Source organism: Candidatus Planktophila sp. (genome assembly GCF_046070465.1).
Lineage (GTDB): Bacteria > Actinomycetota > Actinomycetes > Nanopelagicales > Nanopelagicaceae > Planktophila.
Window position 1 is genome coordinate 15271 of the sequence record NZ_JBJTMK010000125.1, and the last position, 17992, is coordinate 33262.

20 protein-coding genes and 1 tRNA gene are annotated in these 17992 nt (G+C 49.5%); 8 read left to right on the forward strand and 13 right to left on the reverse strand.

All coding sequences use genetic code 11. The features are described from left to right. Positions 1-16 precede the first annotated feature (16 nt). The 3 genes from ACKOVI_RS05645 to ACKOVI_RS05655 are packed head-to-tail and all read right to left on the reverse strand — an operon-like array spanning position 17 to position 1865. Positions 17-709, reverse strand: a complete 693-nt coding sequence (locus tag ACKOVI_RS05645) for an Rv2133c family protein (RefSeq protein ID WP_509603113.1) — start codon at positions 707-709, stop codon at positions 17-19. Beyond that, positions 706-1236: an Rv2134c family protein gene (locus ACKOVI_RS05650; RefSeq protein WP_509603115.1), complete on the reverse strand. Its 531-nt coding sequence runs from the start codon at positions 1234-1236 to the stop codon at positions 706-708. The genes ACKOVI_RS05645 and ACKOVI_RS05650 overlap by 4 nt, the downstream gene beginning before the upstream one ends. Then, positions 1233-1865 carry a histidine phosphatase family protein gene (locus tag ACKOVI_RS05655; RefSeq protein ID WP_509603117.1) on the reverse strand — a complete coding sequence of 211 codons (633 nt, stop codon included), beginning with the start codon at positions 1863-1865 and terminating at the stop codon, positions 1233-1235. The genes ACKOVI_RS05650 and ACKOVI_RS05655 overlap by 4 nt, the downstream gene beginning before the upstream one ends. A gap of 84 nt (positions 1866-1949) precedes the next feature. Here ACKOVI_RS05655 and ACKOVI_RS05660 point away from each other — a divergent pair, with 84 nt between their 5' ends. Beyond that, positions 1950-2900 carry an aldo/keto reductase gene (locus ACKOVI_RS05660; RefSeq protein WP_509603119.1) on the forward strand — a complete coding sequence of 317 codons (951 nt, stop codon included), beginning with the start codon at positions 1950-1952 and terminating at the stop codon, positions 2898-2900. On the opposite strand, the gene ACKOVI_RS05665 is transcribed toward ACKOVI_RS05660, so the two are convergent. Beyond that, positions 2886-4196 carry a M20/M25/M40 family metallo-hydrolase gene (locus tag ACKOVI_RS05665; protein WP_509603120.1) on the reverse strand — a complete coding sequence of 437 codons (1311 nt, stop codon included), beginning with the start codon at positions 4194-4196 and terminating at the stop codon, positions 2886-2888. The two genes, ACKOVI_RS05660 and ACKOVI_RS05665, sit on opposite strands and share 15 nt — an antisense overlap. Before the next feature lie 125 nt (positions 4197-4321). Here ACKOVI_RS05665 and ACKOVI_RS05670 point away from each other — a divergent pair. The 4 genes from ACKOVI_RS05670 to ACKOVI_RS05685 all read left to right on the forward strand — a co-directional run bounded on the left by ACKOVI_RS05670 (position 4322) and on the right by ACKOVI_RS05685 (position 7516). After that, positions 4322-4405: transfer RNA gene (locus ACKOVI_RS05670), tRNA-Leu, on the forward strand. Positions 4406-4456: 51 nt separating this feature from the next. Further along, positions 4457-4984, forward strand: a complete 528-nt coding sequence (locus tag ACKOVI_RS05675) for an adenine phosphoribosyltransferase (RefSeq protein ID WP_509603121.1) — start codon at positions 4457-4459, stop codon at positions 4982-4984. After that, positions 4985-6835: an acyltransferase family protein gene (locus ACKOVI_RS05680; RefSeq protein ID WP_509603122.1), complete on the forward strand. Its 1851-nt coding sequence runs from the start codon at positions 4985-4987 to the stop codon at positions 6833-6835. It abuts the gene before it with no gap. A 33-nt stretch (positions 6836-6868) separates the two neighbouring features. Further along, positions 6869-7516, forward strand: a complete 648-nt coding sequence (locus tag ACKOVI_RS05685) for a thymidine kinase (RefSeq protein ID WP_509603124.1) — start codon at positions 6869-6871, stop codon at positions 7514-7516. On the opposite strand, the gene ACKOVI_RS05690 is transcribed toward ACKOVI_RS05685, so the two are convergent. Next, positions 7517-8248, reverse strand: a complete 732-nt coding sequence (locus tag ACKOVI_RS05690) for a DUF554 domain-containing protein (protein ID WP_509603125.1) — start codon at positions 8246-8248, stop codon at positions 7517-7519. A gap of 22 nt (positions 8249-8270) precedes the next feature. Between ACKOVI_RS05690 and yczE the strand changes: the two genes are divergently transcribed. Both yczE and ACKOVI_RS05700 read left to right on the forward strand, forming a co-directional pair. Then, complete coding sequence (gene yczE, locus ACKOVI_RS05695; RefSeq protein ID WP_509603127.1) at positions 8271-8933, forward strand: membrane protein YczE; 663 nt, start codon at positions 8271-8273, stop codon at positions 8931-8933. 100 nt (positions 8934-9033) lie between these two features. Continuing rightward, entirely contained in the window at positions 9034-10470 is a 1437-nt protein-coding gene (locus ACKOVI_RS05700) for an NCS2 family permease (protein WP_509603128.1), read from the forward strand. A gap of 55 nt (positions 10471-10525) precedes the next feature. Here ACKOVI_RS05700 and ACKOVI_RS05705 read toward each other — a convergent pair whose 3' ends face one another. After that, a complete protein-coding gene (locus ACKOVI_RS05705) occupies positions 10526-11167 on the reverse strand; it encodes a uracil-DNA glycosylase (protein ID WP_509603129.1) in 642 nt (213 codons plus the stop codon). Then, positions 11167-11955 carry an ABC transporter ATP-binding protein gene (locus tag ACKOVI_RS05710; RefSeq protein ID WP_509603130.1) on the reverse strand — a complete coding sequence of 263 codons (789 nt, stop codon included), beginning with the start codon at positions 11953-11955 and terminating at the stop codon, positions 11167-11169. Before ACKOVI_RS05710 ends, ACKOVI_RS05705 begins: the two co-directional genes overlap by 1 nt. Positions 11956-12035: 80 nt before the next feature. Here ACKOVI_RS05710 and serB point away from each other — a divergent pair, with 80 nt between their 5' ends. Continuing rightward, positions 12036-13238 (forward strand): phosphoserine phosphatase SerB, encoded by a 1203-nt coding sequence (gene serB / locus ACKOVI_RS05715; protein ID WP_509603131.1) that lies wholly within the window; start codon positions 12036-12038, stop codon positions 13236-13238. On the opposite strand, the gene hisG is transcribed toward serB, so the two are convergent. From hisG to fmt, 6 genes are all read right to left on the reverse strand, one after another. Continuing rightward, entirely contained in the window at positions 13239-14084 is an 846-nt protein-coding gene (gene hisG, locus ACKOVI_RS05720; RefSeq protein ID WP_509603132.1) for an ATP phosphoribosyltransferase, read from the reverse strand. Positions 14085-14102: 18 nt separating this feature from the next. Continuing rightward, the gene (locus ACKOVI_RS05725; RefSeq protein ID WP_509603133.1) at positions 14103-14366 is read right to left on the reverse strand and encodes a phosphoribosyl-ATP diphosphatase; all 264 of its coding nucleotides are present in this window, start codon (positions 14364-14366) and stop codon (positions 14103-14105) included. Positions 14367-14378: 12 nt separating this feature from the next. Next, positions 14379-15059 (reverse strand): nicotinamide riboside transporter PnuC, encoded by a 681-nt coding sequence (pnuC, locus tag ACKOVI_RS05730; protein WP_509603134.1) that lies wholly within the window; start codon positions 15057-15059, stop codon positions 14379-14381. 9 nt (positions 15060-15068) lie between these two features. Then, positions 15069-15734: a ribulose-phosphate 3-epimerase gene (gene rpe, locus ACKOVI_RS05735; RefSeq protein WP_509603135.1), complete on the reverse strand. Its 666-nt coding sequence runs from the start codon at positions 15732-15734 to the stop codon at positions 15069-15071. A gap of 9 nt (positions 15735-15743) precedes the next feature. Further along, positions 15744-17099, reverse strand: a complete 1356-nt coding sequence (locus ACKOVI_RS05740; RefSeq protein ID WP_509603136.1) for a transcription antitermination factor NusB — start codon at positions 17097-17099, stop codon at positions 15744-15746. Further along, a partial coding sequence (gene fmt, locus ACKOVI_RS05745) for a methionyl-tRNA formyltransferase (RefSeq protein WP_509603137.1) occupies positions 17092-17992 on the reverse strand: 901 nt, incomplete at its 5' end. The genes fmt and ACKOVI_RS05740, both read right to left, overlap by 8 nt.

Below are 17992 nucleotides of genomic sequence, written 5' to 3' on the forward strand. Positions count from 1 at the left end.
ATGGAAAGAGTAGCGTCTAGAAGGGTGGCCAAGGTATGTGAGGCCACTCAGGATTTGGATGCGGGAAAGACGATGTCTTCAGAAGGTTGTCAATGCGTGCGTGAAGAGCATCAACTTCATCACCCGTGATGAGAGAGCGCAACTCAGTAGCGAGATGGCCATCAATCGCCACCGAGAGATTTTCGAGTGCTGAGATCTCTTCTGAAGTTAGTGGTTCTCCAGCCCATTGCCACAACACGGTGCGCAACTTATTGTCAGAGTGAAAAGTTACTCCGTGATCGCAGATATAGAGATGACCATCCTTCGAAGGCAGAAGATGGCCAATCTTTCTATCGGTGTTATTGATAACCGCATCAAGAAGCGCCACCTGTCTCAGTTGTGGATCATCTTTTCGGAAGAAATCTTCAAGATCGACATGTTCATCAACATTAATCCACTGCTGGACCATTCCCATACCAAAGGGTCCATCTCGAAGTATTGTCAGCGGAATGTGATTGAAACCGAGTGCATGATCTACCAGGTAGGCAGCTCGCTCGCGAGATGCCAGATTGCCATCTGGGAAATCCCACAGCGGACGCTCCCCCGCAATTGGTTTATAGATGGCGTTGGTGGACGATATTCCGTCTGTGATAGAGACAAAGAGCGTTGCATTGCTCGCATCAACAAGGCGACCTTCGACATTAATCTCGCCAGTCTGCAACAGATTCATCGCCTGTAGCCATTGGCTCGTGCACAGAGGTGGCCTTGTGGATCAATGGGTAACCCGCAGAAAGGACATGGTTGGCGTCCAGCAGCTACTACAAGATCGGCTCTGTCGCTAAATATCAGCGCTTGTGTAGCGGTAACGTAGATGCGCAGGACTTCAACGTCGTCCGATGCATCATCTTCATCGATCTCCTCGGAATTGAGATTGAGTTCTCGTAGATCAATTTGAATAAGCCCAGATTCCTCGTCGTAAAAAATCGCGATAGAACCAATCCGAAATTCATCAATCACAGGAGTATCCAGAGGTAGAGAGTCTCTAATGAGAGTGGGACGCTCGGTAAGCGGATGTGCCAAGCGAATCTCTTTCAGCATGAAATGGATTCGCTCGCTCAAGGCTGCAACTTGCGATTTCTCGATAGAAGCAGAGATAACCTCCGTTCCCTTCCGAAACTGTATAAAGAAAGTTCGCTCCCCTGGCATTCCGATAGTGCCTACAGTAAAGCGAGATAGATTCTTATAGATACGAATCATGGCTTCTTGAGAATTTCCGAGAGCGATCCGGAGTTATTAATTGTCAAGAGTGAGATTCGCTTGGCGTCGCCACGAAAGACAGTAAAACTCGCTGGCGAAATCTCTAGTTTTTGAAAATCATCTAGTTTCATGCCGATCGCAGCGGCAACCACGAGTTTGATGGTGTCTGAGTGAGAAACTATGAGATGTGTCTTGTCACCGCGGATAGCGCGAATTGAATCAAAGGATTGAGTCGCTCGTTTCTGCGCCTTCTTAAATGACTCTCCTCCAGGAAATGTCACAGTTGAGGGAGCATTCTGTACCGCCTTCCATAGCGGCAGTCGCCTTAAGGATGAAAGTTTCCTTCCACTCCAGTCGCCAAAGTCAATCTCTGAGAACCCGTCATCGATACTGAGTTTGGTCATTGTGGAAGAGTTCCTTGAGTTCAACCAAGGTTCGAGCGTCAACTGACATCGGTGAATTGGGCTCATGTGTATGCAATCGATGGATGACTTTCCGATTCGCGTGATGAGCTCCGTGGCCTGCTTGCGGCCTTCAGGAGATAGTCCAATACCAGGAAGTTGTCCGGTGAGAGTTCCACTCTTATTTGCGGCGGAATGTCCATGGCGCAAGAAGATGAATGTGTTCACAGCCAAAACCTCTTCTCAATCGACAACACGCGGTGCGCCAAGGTTATCCAGTTTCTCTGGTTCAGTCTTGCTAAGGTCGCGCTCATGGAAATGCGTCGAGCAGGTAAGAGCGGTCTGACGCTTTCACGAATAGGTCTAGGCACTATGACCTGGGGTCGCGATACAGATACCCATGAGGCTGCCGACCAATGCCGTGCCTATATTGATGCTGGTGGCAATTTCCTTGATACCTCTCCGATCTACGGTGATGGTGATGCCGAGCGCGTTATTGGTGGAATGATCGGAACACTCTTTAGCCGCGATGAAGTCGTCATTGCAACCAAGGCTGGGGTCCAGCTCATCAATGGTGAACGTGTCGTCAACAACTCTCGGCATTCATTGATTGCCGAACTTGATAAGTCGCTCTCACGTCTTGGAACAGATCATGTCGATCTATGGCAGATTCATGGTTGGGATGCCAACACGCCACTCGATGACACTCTCTCGGCACTTGATTATGCTTACTCCAGCGGTAAGGCTCGCTATGTAGGCCTCTCGAACTTTTCAGGGTGGCAGAGCTCGCGCGCAATCACACTTCAAGAACTCCATGCGATGAAAGCGCCGATCATTTCAGTTCAAAATGAATACTCGCTTCTCAATCGAAAAGTTGAACACGAAGTCCTTCCTTGCGTTGATGACCTCGGAGTTGGATTCCTTGCATGGGCTCCGCTTGCCCGTGGTGTCTTAACTGGAAAATACCGCACTGGAATTCCAAGTGATTCACGCGCAGCGGCGCCACACTTCATCAAGCACGTTGAGCCATATATGAACGAACGAAGCGCACGAATAGTTGAAGCGGTAAGCGTCGCTGCAGAGGGATTGGGTTTTGCTCCACTGGAAGTGGCGATTGCTTGGGTGCGTGATAACCCGTTGGTGACATCATCAATTGTTGGTGCGCGTACAGGTGCGCAACTACGTGGAATTTTGACATCAGAGGAAATCGCGCTGCCTCTTCAAATTCGAGAAGTACTCGACGAAGTCTCAGCAGTTTTCTAAGAAGTCGTTCAGCACCTTAACGCCAAACTTCAAACCGTCGATTGGTACTCGCTCATCGACGCCATGGAATAGCGCCATAAAATCGAGATCAGCAGGAAGTTGAAGCGGACTGAATCCATATCCGATGATGCCGAGCTCCGAAAGTGCCTTGTTATCGGTTCCACCGCTCATGGTGTAGGGAACAGGAATACCTTCTGGGTCTTCGCGCACAATTGCTGCACACATAGCCTCAACGAGTGGGCCACCGAATTCAACTTCAAGAGCGATGTCATGGGTAAGAGTCTCGACACGAATATCAGGGCCGACAATTTCACGTATTGTCCTATTGAGCTCATCTTCGTATCCAGGCAAGAAGCGTCCATCTACCGTCGCGCTGGCGCTACCCGGGATGACGTTGGCTTTGTAACCAGCTTCAAGGATTGTTGGATTAGCTGTGTTCTGCAATGTCGCACCGATCATGCGTGCAGTTGGGCCAATCTCTTTCAGTAACGGGCGAAGATCATTTTCATCATACGGCTTTCCAGTTGCCTCAGCGATGCGCTTGAAAAGTAACTTAACTGTCTTTGTATACCGTTGTGGCCATTCGAACCGACCAATCTTGGCCACTGCCTCAGAAAGCGCTGTAAGTGCATTCTCATCGTTCATCATCGATCCATGTCCTGCACGACCATCCGCCGTGAGTTTCATCCAATGAATACCCTTTTGGGCTGCTTCTACAAAGTAGAGGCGCTTTCCATCTCCAACAGTGACCGAGAATCCGCCAACTTCCGAAATAGCTTCGGTGCAACCAGCAAAAACTTCTGGATGATGTGCTGTCATATAGCGCGAGCCGTAGCTGCTCCCTGCTTCCTCATCTGCAAAGAACGCTAGAACGATATTACGTGGCGGCTTATATCCAGAACGCGCCCATCGACGAACAATTGCAAGCAACATGGCATCGACGTTCTTCATATCAACTGCGCCGCGGCCCCAAATCATTCCATCTTTGATTACGGCACCAAAAGGATCGACGCTCCAATCATCTGCATTGGCGGGAACAACATCGATATGCCCATGAACAACAAGCCCTGGACGAGTGGGATCTGCACCTTCAATGTGGGCAATGACATTACAACGTTGAGGTGCTGATTCGTAGATCTTTGCGCTGATTCCAACTTCTGCAAGAGATGCAACGACATATTCCGCAACTGCCTTCTCATCGCCTTTACCGTCGCCGTAGTTGACGGATGGGATTCGAATGAGGTCCTGGCAGATTGAAATGGTCTCTTCTTCTAGCGTTGCAAATTCGTTGGTCATGGCTACATTCTCTACTATTCTCGAGCAAGAGCCCATGTTTTGCGTGAGAGGCGAGGCATTGCTATCCTTGCCGCGGTAATTCACCCCCATCACATAGGCTTTGCTTATTCGTGGCGGGGACACTCGTCCGGGTGGCGGAATTGGCAGACGCGCTAGCTTGAGGTGCTAGTTCTCGCAAGGGATTAGGGGTTCAAGTCCCCTTTCGGACACAAGGATTGTTCAATTTCTGTGAAATCTGAACAGTTGAAATGGAGCGCTGTATGCAACTTCAACAGGCTCTCGCACTTATACGAGATATACCTGATTTCCCAGCTCCAGGGGTTCTCTTCAAGGACATCACACCGCTCCTCGCCAACGCCTCGGCTTTTGACGCCATAACACAAGAACTCGCTGGAGATTCATCTGCCTATTCTCATGTCGTAGGCGTTGAGGCTCGTGGATTTATCTTGGGTGCTGCAATCGCATCGAAGACTCATAAGGGTTTCGTGCCATTACGTAAGGCCGGAAAACTTCCACACACAACCATTTCAAAGAGCTATGGTCTTGAATACGGAACCGATGTCATTGAAGCACATATTGATGCAGTCGTATCAGGTGATGAGGTGCTCCTCGTCGATGATGTTCTGGCAACCGGTGGAACGCTGATTGCATCCATTGAATTGATTGAGGAACTCGGCGCTTCAATCTCTGAAGTAGTTGTTCTCTATGAAATTTGTGCGCTACAAGGTCGTGAACGCATAATGGAGAAGTTCCCGAACATCACTATTCGCGCGGTGGTCGCCGAGTAAATGCGCATTCCTCAGATTCAAGCTCTCAGGGCACTCGCCGCAATTCTCGTACTTCTCTTCCATGCCAGCCTCGTTGGCGGCGGATATATCGGCGTCGATATTTTCTATGTAATCTCTGGATATTTGATCACGGGCCTCATCGTGCGCGAGATTGAAGAACGAAGTGGATTAAATTTTAAAGCCTTCTATCTCAGACGGATAAAGAGACTTCTACCAACTTCATTTTCAATTCTTATGGTGACTGCGATTGTCTCGTGGTCTTTGTATCCCGGCACAATGCGAGAAGAGCTCGGTAAGGACATTTTCGCCGCGGCCATCTATGTCTCCAATTTCCTCTTCGCCTTCTGGCAGATGGACTATCAGAATCTCAATGCGATTCCGCCGGTTGTCATTCACTTCTGGTCTCTTGCGGTTGAAGAGCAGTTCTATCTCTTCTGGCCAGTCATCGTTCTCGTTGCCTATAAGACCGGTGGGCGTAGAAACCTCTTCAAGGTAATTGGCCTCATCACTCTTGGATCTTTTCTCTTGAGTCTTTACCTCACCGAGCGCTCACCTATCTGGGCTTTCTATGCGCTACCTACTCGCGCGTGGGAACTTGGAATCGGTGCGCTGTTATTGGCTATTCCGAAGAAATACAAACTCTCGGTCGTCTATCCGTGGGCGGCCCTTGCACTGATTGTTTACGCATCCATTTTCTACACCGATAAAACTCCATTTCCTGGAACAGCAGCGATCGCCCCAGTTATAGGGACAGCTGCAGCAATCGCCTCGATATCTTCTTGGCCACGAATACTCAACTATTTCAGCAATCTTCGTTTCACCCAATGGCTAGGAGAGATTTCTTATCCTCTCTATCTCTGGCATTGGCCGTTATTAGTTATTCCGATGGTGTATCTCGGCCGTGGACTCCATATTTACGAACGTGCACTTGCCATTCTTGGAACACTGCTACTCGCTGATATGACTCATCGATTTATCGAACAACCACTTCGCCACATTTCGTTATCCCCTAAGAAAATAGTCTCTGGTGCAGTAATTGCCACGCTGGTAGCTACAGGTACAGGACTAGCGATCTCGGCTAGTGCGAACAGCACAATCACCTTAAGCACAGGTGAGAGCTACTCTCTAGACGAGATTATGGCCAAGCCCCAGGTTTATCTCGATGACTGCCATGTCAATAATGGAGAAACTCTCTCCGGAGGTTGCACATATGGACCTGACAGTCCAACGAAGGTGATTCTCTTCGGTGATTCTCATGCAGCGCAATGGATGCCAGTGCTCGAAGAGCTCGCGTATAAGAAGAACTTTCAACTTATCTCTCTCACAAAATCTGCTTGTCCGGGACCTGCTGTGGTGAAGGTCGAGACAGGTGAATATAAGAATGCAGATTGCTCCGAATGGCGAAAGAATTCGATTGCTCGTATTCGCGCAACAAAACCAATGGCCGTTATTGTCAGTGGAATGCAGCACTTTGAACTTCCACCTGGTTATTCAAGCCGTGCTGATTGGTGGAGAGAAGGTGAAGCAAAGACTTTTGCTGCACTTCAAGGATCTTCCAAACATATTATCTATATTGCAGATACGCCTCATCCATTACGCGACATTCCAAGTTGTGTTGCAGCAGGACGTATTGATAAGTGCAATACAACGGAGCCATCAGAAGTGATCTTCTCCCCCGGATGGCAGCAGATAAATCCAACCTCATGGTTCTGCGCGCAGACATGCCCTGCTGTTATTGATGGCGTAGTTGTGTACCGTGATGCGTCGCACATCAGTGTGCGAGGAGCGAAATTAGTAGAGCCGCAATTACTCAGCACGCTCATTTCACTCGGCCTCTTCGCTTCAAAGTGAGATTTTCTCTGCCTATCGTGGCAGGATGTCGCCATGGCTGAGCTCATTTACTACTGCGGAACCATGGATAGTGGAAAGTCGACGCTCGCGTTACAGACAGCCCATAACCATCAAAGTCGCGGTCGCGGTGGTCTGATCTTTACAAGTCAGGACCGTGCGGGGTCTGGAGTGATCTCTTCACGCCTGGGACTTCAAAGCCCTGCCGTTGAAGTGGTTCCAGGTTTCGATATTCATAAATTGGTGGTCGACAAGCTTTCTATGGGCGAACGTATCGACTACATCATCTGCGATGAGGCTCAATTCTATGAACCAAGTCAGATCGATGGCCTAGCTCGAATTGTCGATGGCCTTGGGATCGATGTCTACGCCTTTGGAATTCTGGCGGATTTCCGCACGAAGCTCTTCCCTGGGTCTGCGCGTCTCGTTGAACTTGCCGACCGTGTCAATACCCTGCAGGTTGAAGCGCTCTGCTGGTGCGGTTCACGTGCAACGCACAATGCACGTACTGTCAACGGTGTGATGGTGACTGAGGGTGAACAAGTAGTTGTCGGCGATGTGAGTAAGAGTGACGAAGTTGCGTATGAGGTTCTCTGTCGTCGCCACCACATGCGCCAAGTTACAGCTCGCGCATCACGCGCGGGACATATCTCCACCGATCCATTGCCATTCGGCGATAGATAGCTAGAAAGCGTGCACGACTGTTGAAATCAGTGGTGCCAAGAAGAGCGCTGGCAGAAGGTTGGCTACTGCAATCTTTTTAATATCCAAGAGCCTTAAACCGATTCCCACCAGCATCAAGCCGCCACAGATTGTCATTGCATCAATTTGATATTGCTCTAGGACATTTCCAGCAAGCCAGCCGACTAGAGTCCAGGCCCCTTGATAGATTGCAAGAGGAATAATAGAAGCTGCGACTCCCCACCCAAGCGTTGAGGCAAATGCCATAGCGGCAAAGAAGTCGAGGGACGATTTCAACAATAGTTGATCAATGCCTTGCGACATTCCGTCGCTAATACTGCCCAAGATTGCCAAGGGGCCGATCAGAAAAAGAAGAGATGCAGTGACAAAGCCCTCCACAAAGGGACTCTCCGCTGATGCCTTAAACTTTTTGCGGAGAGTTTCGCCAAAGACATCGAGGCGGCTCTCTAATTTCAGAGCTGTTCCAATAAATCCACCGACAAGCATGGTGAGCAAAATTACGAGCAGTGGCGACCCCTGAGGAAGTGCGGAGTTAAATTCGTGGGACCACAGTGGAATCAGCGCTCCCACCGCTCCTAAGATGGTGATTAAACCAAGTACATCGGTTATGGACTTCTGAGATTGCGTGCGCAAACGATGGCCCACGGCAATACCAAGTGTGGCCCCGACAATAATTGCAACTAAATTAATGACGGTACCTAATCCGATAAACATCTGCGCAGTATAGACTCAAGGAATGCGCTCACTGCTGAAGTTCATTGCACCACATAGGACTATTCCTCATACGCCTTGGCGTGCTGAGCACCGTTGGCAGTTATCTTGGCAGCGCGTTGCAATTCTCTTCTTTGGGCTAGCCATCTTCGGGCTCGGTGATTCGTTGTTGGTACAGGGAAATGCGGGTAACGCGCCATGGACCGTCTTTGCTCAAGGGCTTTCATTAAAGACAGATTGGCCGCTCGGTTTTTCTACAGCAATTATTTCGCTCTGTGTACTTCTCATCTGGATTCCGTTAAAAGAGAGACCAGGTTTTGGAACACTTTCCAATATTGTTCTGATTGCCTCATTTATCCAAGTAGGAATCTCTATATTCCCGCTTCAGCATTCATTGGTAACTGGAGTTCTCTTTGATCTTCTGGGCATCACACTTGTAGGAATTGGATCTTCTCTCTACATCACCTGCGGACTCGGCCCGGGACCTCGAGATGGCGCAATGACTGGCCTACATCGCGTGACCGGTGTTCGTGTCGGTCGAGTGCGACTTGGGATTGAGGTCACAGTTTTGGTAATTGGATGGCTTATGGGAGGTACGGTCGGGTTGGGGACTCTCCTTTTCGCCCTATTAATCGGTGAATCAATCGCTATTTCCTTGGGGGTCGTGGCGCGTCTGACCGGTCGGTAATAACGACTTCTCTTAAACTACGAGTATTCCCTCGGTCTGTGAGCCGTCATTTCACACGGGGTCGCAAACACCCCCGTTAACAAAATCAGGAAGGTCGACCATGCTCGATAGTTTCTTTAAAATATCTGAACGTGGATCCACGGTAGGCCGTGAGGTACGAGGCGGGCTCGTCACATTCTTCACAATGGCATATATCGTGGTCCTCAACCCACTCATCATTGGTTACACACCAGATAAGTACGGCAATTTCATTGGCGGAGGCAAAGAGCCTCACCTTGCACTCATTGCCGCAGCTACAGCTCTCGTAGCAGGAATTCTTACAATTCTTATGGGCGTCGTGGGGCGCTACCCCCTTGCTCTTGCAACCGGCCTTGGTCTTAACACCTTCGTCGCTGTTGTTATCGCAAAGCAGATGTCTTGGCCAGATGCGATGGGTCTGATCGTTCTAGAAGGTTTGATCATCACTGTTCTAGTTCTCACAGGTTTCCGTACCGCTGTATTTAAGGCTGTTCCTGGTCAACTCAAGATTGCAATCTCGGTTGGTATTGGTCTCTTCATTGCTCTTATCGGTCTAGTCGACTCCGGTTTCGTACGTCGCACAGGTGCCGGACCAGTTCCTGTCACACTCGGCGCAGATGGCACCCTTGTCGGTTGGCCAATCATCGTCTTTGCACTTGGCCTCTTCTTAATGATCGGCCTTATGGTGAAGAAGACTAAGGGTGCTCTTCTTATCGGTATAGCATCAGCGACAGTTCTCGCAGTTGTGCTCGAGAAGGCATTCAAAATCGGCCCAAGCTTCATCTCTCCAACAGAGTTCAACCCAAAGGGTTGGTCACTCAACGTACCGGCAACACCGAAGGATGGTTGGGTATCAACGCCTGACTTCAGCCTGCTAGGTCATTTCAGTCTCTTCGGTGGATTTAAGGAAATCAGCCTCGTCGCTGCAGTTCTCCTCGTCTTCACCCTCCTACTCTCTGACTTCTTTGACACTGTAGGTACGGTCACTGCTATCGGTCACGAAGGCGGACTCATTGATAAGGATGGAAACATTCCTTACAACGAGCAGATTCTTCTCGTTGACTCACTCGCAGCAGTTGCAGGTGGCGCAGCAAGCATTTCATCTAACACGAGCTACATCGAGTCTGCTTCAGGAGTCGGTGAAGGTGCGCGCACAGGCCTGGCATCAGTTGTGACTGGAGTCTGCTTCTTGCTCACTACGCTCTTCGCTCCACTCGTGGCGATGATTCCTTATGAGGCTGCTACTCCAGCGCTTGTGATAGTTGGTTTCTTGATGATGACACAGATCAGTGGAATTGACTGGTCTGATTACGGAATTGCCATTCCAGCGTTCCTCACAATTATCTTGATGCCATTTACCTATAACATCTCAGTAGGTATCGGAGCTGGCTTTATTTCACATGTAGTCATCCGCACACTCCAGGGACGTCGTAAAGAGATTCACCCGCTGCTCTTAGTAGTTGCAGGACTCTTCATTATCTTCTTCCTACAATCACCAATCGATACTTGGATTGGTTAATCTCGCTCTAAAGTAAGAAATCCCCCATATGGCGCTTTGCCATGTGGGGGATTTTTTATTGCAACATCCAATCAACAGGTTCTCTATTAAGGCCGATCAGAATCTCATTTGCCCGTGAGAATGGCTTCGAACCGAAGAATCCACGCCGTGCTGATAGCGGGCTTGGATGAGGAGATTCAACTACCTCGCTAAATATCGACGCCAGCTCCTTCGCGTAATTTCCCCATAAAATTGCCACAACTTTACGGGAGGACAAATATTGAGCGATGTCGAAGGTGAGCGCCTTCCACTCTGAGTCAAGATGAGCATTTCTCTCCCCCACAGCAGTTGTGAGAGTTCGATTCAAAAGCAGAACACCATTTTCAGCCCAACGCGTGAGATCAGGATTATTGGGACGGGGCAGGTTGAGATCGTTGGAATACTCGGTGAAGATATTTCTCAAGGAGGCAGGAATTGCCTGTCCTTCTTGCGATGAAAAGGCGAGACCATCGGCAATCCCCTCACCTGGATATGGGTCCTGGCCAACGATAACTACCTTGACTTCATTGAGCGGGTATCTGAATGCTCGAAAGATATTCTCGCGTGCAGGAGAAATCGCAATCCCTTCTAAGGACTCCAGAATTGATTGAATGATGCCTATCTTGGTTGCAAAGAATGGCTGCCAAGAAGGATGAACTTCTTTCAGTGAAAAACTCATTAACGAGCTCTAGCGAAGAATCTCTCACCTTCACGTGATACCGAGATATCGATTCCGAAGATAGCTGACACGTGTTCGCTGGAGATGACATCGGCAATTGGTCCGGAAACGGCGATTAAGCCATCCTTGAGAATCAGCGCATGCGTTGTACCAACTGGAATCTCTTCTATATGGTGGGTTACAAGAATCGAAGCTGGCGCCAATGGATCACTTGCAAATATTGAAAATCTACGCAAAAGGTCTTCCCTGCCTCCTAGATCGAGACCTGCGGCAGGCTCATCAAGAAGGAGTAGTTCTGGGTCTGCCATGAGAGCGCGCGAAATTTGGACTCGTTTCTTTTCGCCTTCACTGAGTGTTCCATATTTACGATCAGCCAGATCTCGGACTCCGAAAGTAGTAAGTAGCGCGACAGCGCGAGATTCATCCCAGAGGTCATAAGCTTCATTCCATCTGCCAAGAACTGCGTAAGCAGCTGTCAGTACAACGTCTCGGACTACTTCATCACTGGGGATATCTTCAGAGATTAATGCACCGCAAATACCAATACGAGTTCGCAATTCAGCGAGATCAATCTTGCCCATTTCATTGTCAAGAACATGCACCGTTCCAGTGGATGGGAAGAAACGTGTAGCAAGAATCTGGAGCAGAGTTGATTTACCAGCTCCATTGGGACCAAGAACGACCCACCGTTCGCCTGGACGAATTGCAAATGTGAGCGGGCCAAGAATGGATCTATCTCCACGACGCACAGACACATCGCGGAGCTCTAGTACATACTCACCGGCCATGCGAGCACGATATATCTTTCATAGTGAAATCTCGCGCAATAATTGCAGATTGAAAGAGTGATTCGTACTAATCTGGCCTCATGAGCAGCGAAAAAAGCCAGTTTACGGGGTTAATTCTCCTTTCCGGAGTTGATACACCGGGCATAACACAGGCTCTCTTTGAGACCCTCTCCCCTTTTGCTGTCACTGTTCTGGATATCGAACAAGTTGTAGCTAGGGACCGAGTCATTCTTACGGTCTTGATTTCACTGAATCCGGATCACCGACTGGCAATCGATGAGGATCTCAATCTCTGTGCTGAAAAGCTTGGAGTCGATATCGCCACTTCGTTTCAGGTACAAGAAGGCGCAACGATTGCGGCGAAAACTGGCCTCATGCATGTTGTTGCACTCGGTAACCCGTTACATCCTGCAGCCATCAGTGCAATTGCATCTGAGATCGCAGAACATGGTGGAAATATCGAACGCATTCATCGCACAGCTAGCTATCCCATCACTGCCATCGAATTTGTTGTCTCTGAAGTTGACCATGATTGTATTCGTCCCTCTCTGGCTCAGGTGGCAAATAAGCACTCTGTAGATGTTGCGGTCTCTCCTGGTGGTTTGATGCGGTGGGCTAAGAAGTTAGTTGTGATGGATGTGGATTCAACTCTGATTCAACAAGAGGTAATCGAGCTCCTCGGCGCTAAAGCTGGTAAAGGCGCAGAGATTAAAGCAGTAACCGATCGCGCTATGGCTGGAGAGTTAGATTTTGAGGCAAGCCTTCGCGCACGCGTTGCGCTTCTCGCTGGTCTTCCAGCTTCTGTGATTGATGAAGTCCGTGATGAGATAGTCCTTACACCCGGAGCCCGCACTCTCGTCACTACACTCAAAAAGCTTGGTCATAGCGTTGCAGTAGTTAGCGGCGGCTTCACAGCCGTTATCGAACCGATGCTTCACGATCTAGGAATCTCTCATTATCGTGCCAACACTCTTGAAGTTGTCGATGGGAAAATCTCAGGGAATGTTCTTGGAGCTGTTATCGACCGCGCAGCAAAGGCAACTGCACTTCGAGAATTCGCCGCAATTGAAGGCGTTTCACTCGAACAAACTATCGCTATTGGAGACGGTGCAAACGATTTAGACATGATTGCAGCGGCAGGTTTAGGTATCGCATTTAATGCAAAGCCAGCGGTGAAAGCCGCTGCTGATAGCAGTCTCAGCGCACCATATCTTGATTCGGTGCTTTATCTTCTCGGCATTACTCGTGAAGAGGTCGAAGAAGCTGGCGCAACGCGTAAATAATTAAAGGCGGCAAGCATGGATATCGGTGACGAGAATGCCACGGGCACCGAGCGCCCAGAGCTCATCCATCAATCGATTAGTCTCAGTGCGCAGGACCATTGCACGCACTGCTACCCATTCTTCCTTCTGTAGCGGGGAAATCGTTGGGGATTCAAGTCCCGGTGTGATTGCGCAAGCTCTCTCCACTGATGTCTTAGGTACATCGTAATCAAGGAGTACATATTGACGAGCGGTCACTACGCCTTGAAGGCGACGAATAAGAATGTCGAGGCCTGCAGGAATATCTGAACCTGGACGCTTAATCAGGATTGCCTCTGAGGTGAGTATTGGATCTCCGAAAACTTCTAGCCCAGCTTGACGCAAGGTATTTCCAGTGCTGACGACATCTGCAATCACATCTGCAACTCCGAGGCGAACGCTACTTTCAACAGCCCCATCAAGGCGAACAACAGATGCAGAGACTCCACGTCCGGATAGATAATTTTCTACTAAGCCCGGATACGCTGTTGCTACGCGCTTGCCAGAGACTCTATCGAGCGAGAGCCCGGAGCCTGCAGGACCTGCGAAGCGAAATGTAGAACCACCAAAATCAAGTGCAAGAACTTCCTGCGCATCTGCGCCAGAGTCGATGAGCAAGTCTCGACCGGTAATTCCTGCTTCAAGTTCTCCAGAGCCAACATAAATCGCGATATCGCGTGGGCGAAGATAGTAAAACTCGACGCCGTTGGTGGGATCTGCAAGTACGAGATCACGCGAATCTGTGCGCTGACGATAGCCAGCTTCCTTCAAGATAGCGATGGATGCATCAGCGAGAGAACCCTTATTGGGAACGGCAATTCTTAACATTGTGTAAACCGACTCTCTCTATAGGTAACGATAGATATCGTCTGGAGTTAATCCGCGGGCGAGCATCAAAGTCTGAAGGTGATAGATCAATTGGCTTATCTCTTCGGCAAGCGCATCATTACTTTCGTGTTCTGCGGCGAGCCACACCTCGCCAGCTTCTTCAAGAATCTTCTTGCCTATTGCGTGAACCCCGGCATCAACGGCCGCGACAGTTCCCGACCCCTCTGGGCGAGATTCAAGCTTTGCAACGAGTTCTGCCCAAAGGGTATCGAATGACTTCATGGGCTAATTCTACTAGAGAGCGGCAGTTGCTCTCTCTGAATTACTGATACGAAGCCATGAGATAAAACCCCATATGACGAACGGAAGATAAATCGCATAGAGCGTTCCGGTCGGGAAATAGCCATTCTTGAAAGCAAAGGGCACGCCCACGAGATCTACTGCAATCCAGACAAGCCAAAACTCTACATACCCACGGCTCATTCCATAAGTAGCAAGTGCAGTTCCCGTGAAGATCCACGTATCAACAAAAAGCCATTGGCCACTCTCTCCGAGTGCCTTGAATATCTGTGTTGAGATTAGGAAGAAGACAATGATGATTGGTATGAGAATCATCTTCTCGCGACGAGTGGTCCAACGAGGCTCTACTGCAGGGGTTCCGAGGATTCCATTGCGCTTGTGAAGTGACCAACGAATCCAGCCGTAAGCGCTGACGACGATGAGGAGAAGGTTGCGACTTGCTTGGCCATAGAAATTTGCGTGTTGTGAATCATCACCGAATGAGAAGACCGCTCCAAGAAACACCGTGAAGAGGAGGGCATCTCCAATTATTCCGACTGGCCAGGCAGAGACTCTTCGGCGCATGCCAAGGATTGCACTGGTAAGTCCCAACATTCCGCCGATAACTTCCCGGACTGCAATAGATTTACTTCCGAATGAGATTGTTGACTCGAAGAGCCATTGAAGTACTAACACGTATCTCCTCTAGTAACTTGAAGCTATTGCTGTGTGACGTAGCGCGAGAACCATGGCTGCGGGATCATCGGCGTTGAAGACGGCGCTTCCGGCGACAAAGGTATCTGCACCAGCCTCTGCTGCGCGCGCTATCGTCTCTATCGAAATGCCGCCATCAACTTGAAGCCAGATAGGGCGATCACCAATGAGCTTCCTCGTAGCTTGAATTTTCGGAATCATGGATTCAATAAATGCCTGTCCCCCGAAACCAGGTTCAACCGTCATGATCAAAAACATATCAACATCATCGACAAAATCTGAATATTCAGTAATTGAGGTGCCGGGCTTTAAAGCTATCGCAGCGCGTGCACCAGCAGCTCTGATCCCGCGTGCAGTCGAACGAATATCTGTCGCAGCTTCGACATGAAAGGTAACACTCGCACTGCCTGCTTCTGCATATGCGATTGCAATCTCGTCAACTTCGGCAACCATCAGATGGGAATCGACTGGAATGGGGCAAGCTGTGATGATGTCGCGTGCAGCATCGAAGTCAAAAGTGAAATTAGGGACAAAGATGTTATCCATTACATCGAGATGAATGAAATCAGAGACGCTTGAAATCTTTGCAATCTCATCGTTGAGATGCGAGAAATCAGCATTGAGAATGCTCGGCGTAATTCTCACTTCTCTCGTCATAGCCTTAGGTTATTTCGACTTTTGAAAGATAGCGAGGAACATGGAGTCAGTGTTGTGAAGATGTCCCCATAGAGAGAGTGCGCCATCTCGAGTTGCATCATGCAATCCACTTGGGAGCCACTGATCTACTGGAACGAGTGTCAGTTCGGGATGTCTCTTCATAATATCCTTCACCTGGCCTGATGTCTCAGCAAAATGTGGAGAACATGTTGCGTATCCAAAGAATCCGCCAGGATTGAGAACACCAATCGCAGCATCGCTCAGCTCGCGTTGCAGTTGGAGAAGTGGTGCTACATCCTTCAAAGTACGTCGCCATCGGACCTCAGGTCTTCTTCTCAAAGCGCCTAGACCCGAACAAGGAACATCAGCGAGTACAGCATCAAAAGTTCGACCATAGGAAGCGATTTCTCGACCATCTCCCACAATCACGCCAAATTTTCCGATGACGTTCTTCACCAGTTTTGCTCGTGGCTCTGAAATTTCATTAGCAACGAAGTCGCGACCACTGATCTCACAAATATGCGAAAGCAGTGCTGCCTTACCACCAGGTCCAGCACAGAGATCTAGGGTTGTTTGAGCATCTTGACTGACTCTTGCAAAGATATCTGCAACTAACTGTGAGCCTTCATCTTGGACACCGGCCTTGCGATGACGAATGACTTCTAGAGAACCGGGAGCGCCGTGAAATCTTGCACCGTATGGTGAGAACTCTGTCTTAGTAGCGCCTAAGGCGACGAGCTCATCCTGAGTTGAGTCACCTGGCCACGCTACGAGGGTCGGAAGTGCTGGAGTGTTGTTCGATCGCAATTCATCCTCAACTCGATCGACATTTTTAAGAAGATCAAAATAGGAAGAGACTATCCACTCAGGATGGGAGTACTCGATTGCCAGGCGTGCGACCGGATCGCTCATTGCGCGAACAGGCTCGAGCCAAGAATCGAGTTCACGAGCGCTGGCCTTTCGCATGAGCGCGTTTACGAAACTACCCTTCGACTCCCCTAATTGCTTGCGAGCCACATCAACGGTTGCCGAGACCGCCGCATGCATAGGTGTGCGCATTCCAAATATCTGGTGGGCTCCCATTCGTGCCAGATCCACGATATCTGGATCGACATCTCGCCACGGACGGTCACTAATCGACGCGAAGATGTAATCGTAGAGACCTTGCATTCTGATAGTTCCGTATACAAGTTCTGTAATGAAGCCTTTATCACGTTCATCCATCTTTGATGCAGTCAGAGCTTGCGGCAACAAAAGGTTGGAGTACCCGTTGCGCTGGTTTACCTCTGAGATGATGTCATAGGCAAGAAGCCTCGGCGCGTCAGGACGAGGCTTGGTGAACTGCTTCGGCGGAAAATTACTCACAATGATCTCCTGGTTGTAAACGAGCGCCATTTGCCCAGGCCGTAGCAGAGCTCTGTGATTTACCGACACTTGTAATGAAGCCAATTTCTAGCGCCGTGGTTGAAGTACCAATCAGAATTTTCTTCTCTTTGAGAACTATTGCACCTGGTTCAATGTGCTCTGAGGTCATGACAGGAGCGGCGATTTTGATAGGCGATCCTCTGAAGTCGGTCCATGCCCCAGGATTGCTGGTAAATGCTCGTATCTTCGCACTGACTTGCGCTGCAGGCAGATGCCAATCAATACGTCCTTCTTCGCGACTCAGTTTGAGAGCTCGAGTGGCTCCTATCGAGGATTGCGGTTGAGGTCTTTCTCCGCGTTCAATCTTCGCAAGAGTCTCCAACACAGCACCCACACCCAGGTCGCCTAGTTCAACAAATAACTCGTCGCTCGTGATGTCCTTATCCAACGCGAAACGATGCATCGTGTAAATCGGACCTGTATCCATACCTGCATCTAATTGAAAGACAGTGACGCCAGTGACAGCATCCCCAGCTTCGATGGAACGCTGTACAGGAGCAGCACCACGCCATCGAGGTAGCAGCGAGAAATGAAGATTGAGAAATCCATGACGAGGAATGGCGAGAATTGATTCAGGTATGAGCACTCCGTAGCCAATTGTGACCACACATTCAACGCCTTCCACGGCGGTCGCAATCTCCTCCTTTGAATCCGGGCGAAGTAGAGGCACTTGATGTGCGAGAGCCCATTCAGAGACTGGTGTGGGTGTAAGTACCTTTCCACGACCTGCTGGTCTATCCGGCTGGGATATAACAGCAACTAACTCGTGAGAGCTTGCGAGAAGCGCTTCAAGAGTCGGAATGGCTAGCGCGGGTGATGCGGCGACAGCAACG

Coding starts and splice junctions, on each gene's coding strand:
- ACKOVI_RS05645 (WP_509603113.1), bottom strand. CDS start 709: ATGAATCTGTTGCAGACTGGCGAGATTAATGTCGAAGGTCGCCTTGTT.
- ACKOVI_RS05650 (WP_509603115.1), bottom strand. CDS start 1,236: ATGATTCGTATCTATAAGAATCTATCTCGCTTTACTGTAGGCACTATC.
- ACKOVI_RS05660 (WP_509603119.1), top strand. CDS start 1,950: ATGGAAATGCGTCGAGCAGGTAAGAGCGGTCTGACGCTTTCACGAATA.
- ACKOVI_RS05665 (WP_509603120.1), bottom strand. CDS start 4,196: ATGACCAACGAATTTGCAACGCTAGAAGAAGAGACCATTTCAATCTGC.
- ACKOVI_RS05675 (WP_509603121.1), top strand. CDS start 4,457: ATGCAACTTCAACAGGCTCTCGCACTTATACGAGATATACCTGATTTC.
- ACKOVI_RS05680 (WP_509603122.1), top strand. CDS start 4,985: ATGCGCATTCCTCAGATTCAAGCTCTCAGGGCACTCGCCGCAATTCTC.
- ACKOVI_RS05685 (WP_509603124.1), top strand. CDS start 6,869: ATGGCTGAGCTCATTTACTACTGCGGAACCATGGATAGTGGAAAGTCG.
- ACKOVI_RS05690 (WP_509603125.1), bottom strand. CDS start 8,248: ATGTTTATCGGATTAGGTACCGTCATTAATTTAGTTGCAATTATTGTC.
- yczE (WP_509603127.1), top strand. CDS start 8,271: ATGCGCTCACTGCTGAAGTTCATTGCACCACATAGGACTATTCCTCAT.
- ACKOVI_RS05700 (WP_509603128.1), top strand. CDS start 9,034: ATGCTCGATAGTTTCTTTAAAATATCTGAACGTGGATCCACGGTAGGC.
- ACKOVI_RS05705 (WP_509603129.1), bottom strand. CDS start 11,167: ATGAGTTTTTCACTGAAAGAAGTTCATCCTTCTTGGCAGCCATTCTTT.
- ACKOVI_RS05710 (WP_509603130.1), bottom strand. CDS start 11,955: ATGGCCGGTGAGTATGTACTAGAGCTCCGCGATGTGTCTGTGCGTCGT.
- serB (WP_509603131.1), top strand. CDS start 12,036: ATGAGCAGCGAAAAAAGCCAGTTTACGGGGTTAATTCTCCTTTCCGGA.
- hisG (WP_509603132.1), bottom strand. CDS start 14,084: ATGTTAAGAATTGCCGTTCCCAATAAGGGTTCTCTCGCTGATGCATCC.
- ACKOVI_RS05725 (WP_509603133.1), bottom strand. CDS start 14,366: ATGAAGTCATTCGATACCCTTTGGGCAGAACTCGTTGCAAAGCTTGAA.
- rpe (WP_509603135.1), bottom strand. CDS start 15,734: ATGACGAGAGAAGTGAGAATTACGCCGAGCATTCTCAATGCTGATTTC.